Origin of the sequence: Bartonella sp. CR84HXZ (assembly GCF_042194535.1) — a bacterium.
GTDB lineage: Bacteria > Pseudomonadota > Alphaproteobacteria > Rhizobiales > Rhizobiaceae > Bartonella > Bartonella grahamii.
In genome coordinates, this window is sequence record NZ_JBHIMY010000046.1 from 1 (window position 1) to 3,979 (window position 3,979).

1 protein-coding gene and 2 pseudogenes are annotated in these 3,979 nt (G+C 45.3%); all 3 read left to right on the forward strand.

Annotation, left to right across the window (positions count from 1 at the left end; all coding sequences use genetic code 11):
* A pseudogene (locus tag ACFIKD_RS08940) lies at positions 1 to 193 on the forward strand (phage tail protein); the annotation flags it as partial.
* Position 194: 1 nt separating this feature from the next.
* Positions 195 to 3,337 (forward strand): annotated as a pseudogene (locus ACFIKD_RS08945) (DUF4815 domain-containing protein).
* 13 nt (positions 3,338 to 3,350) lie between these two features.
* Positions 3,351 to 3,979: Bgr_08870 family protein (locus ACFIKD_RS08950; protein ID WP_375647826.1), on the forward strand; the 629-nt coding region annotated here is incomplete at its 3' end.

A 3,979-nucleotide genomic window follows, 5' to 3' on the forward strand; every position in this document is an offset into this window, starting at 1 on the left:
CGATGTTGACGGCAAACAAGCAGCATTTGTTTCCATTCTCGTTCACGCTACCCCCGCAGAAAACATAGCGGTTGGCAAGCTTTGGTTGGAGCTTGATGAACTGAATGGCGGTGTCGAGATACTCAAAACGCCCATTAATATTCCTTTGCGTGCCGATGTTCGCGAACAATTCAAGATTTTATTGAGGTTTTAAGATGAAGCATGAAAGTGGTTTACCCTTTGCAATTGACAGATCTCGCGGCAAAGAGGAACAACAAAGCGTTGTCTTTTATGGCACGCGTCCCTTTATTCAAAGTGGTGAACTGAATGAGGTTCAAACCATCATCAGGGGGCGTCATGACCGTTTGGGGCGCCTTGTGGCACAAGAAGGAGACCGTGTTGAACGGGCTGATGCTTTTGTCAACAAAGAGACAAGGACCGTAACGTTAACGGATGGCAAGATTTATATCGCAGGCGATATTTTCCCCGTAGCACCCGCTGTACTCAACAATGTTGCCATGATTGGGCGCTTGGAAATTGGTGTGAAGCTACAAAAAAATGGGTGACATATGAGGATGATCCAGAGCTGTTGGGGCAAGTCCCTGGCACTTTGGCAGAAGGAGAGCCCGGTGCCGCCCGCGAAACAGCAAAGCTTGTTTGGGCACTGAAAGAGGATGCGCAAAGTGGCACTTTCTTTCCCGTTTATATCTTACAAGATGGTGTTCTGATTGATCAAAAATCCCCATCACTGCTTGAACCCGCCATGCAAGCTATTGCGACGTACGACCGTGCCCATGGGCATTATATCGTGAGTGGTTGCCGTGTGAGCGCATTAGGACCAAACAACGGTTGCCAAGTGTTTAGTATTCAAGAAGGAGAAGCCAATATCAATGGCTTTAAACGCAAACGCCTTGCTGCTTTGCGTCATGAAGAGCCAGAGGGTTTTTCGACAAGCGTTGTTCCAAGCGAAACGCATATTTTTGCACCCCAAAAAGGGAAAACAAGTTTTACCTTTAAACCCTATTATTTTCCTATTGCCGATATTCAGTCTCTTTTGTTGACAAAAGAAAAAACCGTTAACGTCACCCGTGGTGCAGTTGCCGCTGGGCGTGATGGTGTTCCTGATAAAAGCATCACCTCTTTTATCAAAATCGTTCAAGGAAGCAAGGAATTTAAAGAAGGCACAGATTTTAAAAAAACCGGAGACACCATTGATTGGGCACCCTTAGGAGACGAACCTTTACCGGGCAGCAGCTATAAGGTGACTTATCGCACCCGCGCAAAAATCACGGCTGATAAAGTAACAGAGCAGGAAATCACAGTCTCAGGTGGGGCGCAAGGTGGTGATATTATCGTCAGTTACACTTACAAATTACCCCGCATTGACCGTATAGGTCTCAACACAGGGGGCAATGTGGTTTACATCAAAGGCATTTCATCAGACCAACCTATGGCACCCAGTGTCCCTGATGATGTGTTGTCCCTTGCAACGATCACCAACAATTGGCTTGAAACGCCGGTTGTGGTCAATGATGGAACGCGTGTTGCCCCCTATGATGAGATGTGGCGCTATTTTCAACGGGTGCTTTCGCTTGACCGTCTCATGCAGTTAGAGCGTATTAAAAGCAATGTGGACTCTAAAGAACCTGTCGCCAAAAAAGGCATGTTCGCTGACCCTTTTCTAGATGACTCTTACAGAGATGAAGGCTTTCAACAAACGGGGGCTGTAGGCAACGGCATTTTGCAGCTTGCTATTGACCCAACATTCTATACTGCTCCTTTAAAAGCGCCTGTCACGCTTGACTGGACAAATGAAGTGATCATTGCGCAAGAGTTGACAACGGCTTGCGAAAAAATCAACCCCTATCAAAATTTTGCACCCCTGCCTGGTACAGTAACCCTTGACCCCGCGACAGACTTTTGGCACGAACAGCGCACCGATTGGCTCTCAAGCGTGACCAATCAACTGAACATGGGATGGAACCGTGGGAGAAGCATTCGTAAAACAGAAATCAGTGATGATTTGGTGAGTGCAACCCAAGAGAAAATCGATTTTTTGAGACAAATTACCCTTTCCTTCAAAATTGAAGGTCTTGGCAAGTGGGAACAATTAGAAAGCCTCACTTTTGATGGTGTGAATGTCTTACCGAATTATCCCCTTTTTGCCGATTCTTATGGCGCCATTGAGGGCACTTTTAAGATTCCTAAAAATATCACTGCTGGCACAAAAAATGTTGTGGCACGGGGGAAAGGTGGAACAATTGCAACGGGGCTTTTTACCGGTCAAGGTGTGATTGATGTGAAAGTCATGCGGCGCACCACAACGGTGAAGATATGGACGCAAGTGGACCCACAAGCGCAAGTTTTTACCCCCGATGAAACACGGCAAATCACCGGTATTGACTTTCATCTTTGCAAAATCGGTAATGAGAACCATGATTTGGTGATTGATTTGGTCACCACTGAAAATGGCTATCCGACCGCCGATATTCAAGCGCAAAGCTTTTATTCTATGAAGGGCGCAAAGCTAGGTTGGGCAGAGGCACGCTATGATGTACCACTCCTTGTGATGGATGACCGCTTAACAGCTTTTGTCATTAAAACCGATGATGCTGATCATTCTGTCTCTTTAGCAAAGCTTGGGGATTTTGATGCAGAATACCAGAGATACGTCTCGAGCCACCCTTATGTAACGGGACCACGCTTTTCTTCAGTTAACGCACAAAGCTGGACCGCCCATCAAGATGAGGCTTTAACCTTTCGTGTGTTGGCAGCCCGCTACACACAAACAGAAAAAACCATTGATCTTGGCACTTTTGATCTTGTTGATTGTTCTGATTTGCAAATACGCGCAGCCATTGAATTGCCTTCAAGCGATTGTTCTGTCATCTTTGAAATTGAACGAAACAATGGCACGGTTTATCAACTCCTTCCCTTTCAATTGCTAAGCCTTACTGAATATATCAGTGAAAAGGTAAAGCTTCGCGCCATTCTCAAAGGCACCGAAAAGCTTTCACCCGTCTTGTTTGCTCCTGTTCAATTGATTGCAGGAAAGATCCATAAGGAAGCCACTTATGTCACCCGTGCTTTTTCCTTTGGAGAAAAGGCAAGGCTGACCAGTTATATCAAAACCTTTTTACCGGGCGGTGCAACCTTTACACTCGAGATGCAACTGGATGATGGTGCTTTCACCCCTTTGAAACTCGACGAAACAGAGCAACTCGCTGAACCGCTTTGGACAGAGCGCAAATTTGTAAGCAGCGACAAAACAGCCAAACAAGCGCGCTTGAAACTCACGCTTACCGGTGGACCGGCGGCACGGTCAATGGTGAGCGATTTTGGCGCCGGCATATTGTGATGGGAGAACAGAGATGACAAAAACCAAAAAACTCGACATGGAATTGCCGAAAGAAGGACGCTTTATCAGTTCTGAATTCCCAATCTTGCGGGAAAACTTAACCAAAATTGATCAAGCTCTTTTGGCTGTTGAGGAAAAGGTAGACGAAAAGGCACCTTTACAGCACACGCATAGCATAAGTGATGTTGCAGATCTTGAAGCAGCTCTCAAAGGCAAAATGGCAGCGGATAAAACTTTCTCATTTGCTGATTTAAGCGATATCGAAGGCGCAAAAGATGCCGCAAATAATTATGTTCTCTATAAATCAAGCAATAATAACTTCACCTTTGGCAGTGCTGTATCTTTGCTTGGCTCTCATCAACATAAGATTGAAGATATTGTGGGGCTCGATAAATTTAGAGTCAAGCTTAATGAAGATCTCACAAGCTATGGGCGCCTAGCAAGCCCAAATGAATGGCAAAGTTATAATAAATTTACCAGTAAAGTTACTATAAATGGTGGTTTAGAACTGTTGGGTAATTCGTCGTTTAATCTCACCCATAATGGTGAAGTGGTCACAAGTTTAAGTGCAACGGGAAGCATGTTGAAAGGACCGCTGAAAGTGGATGGTGACCTTATTTATACCAAATCACAAGTGGATGC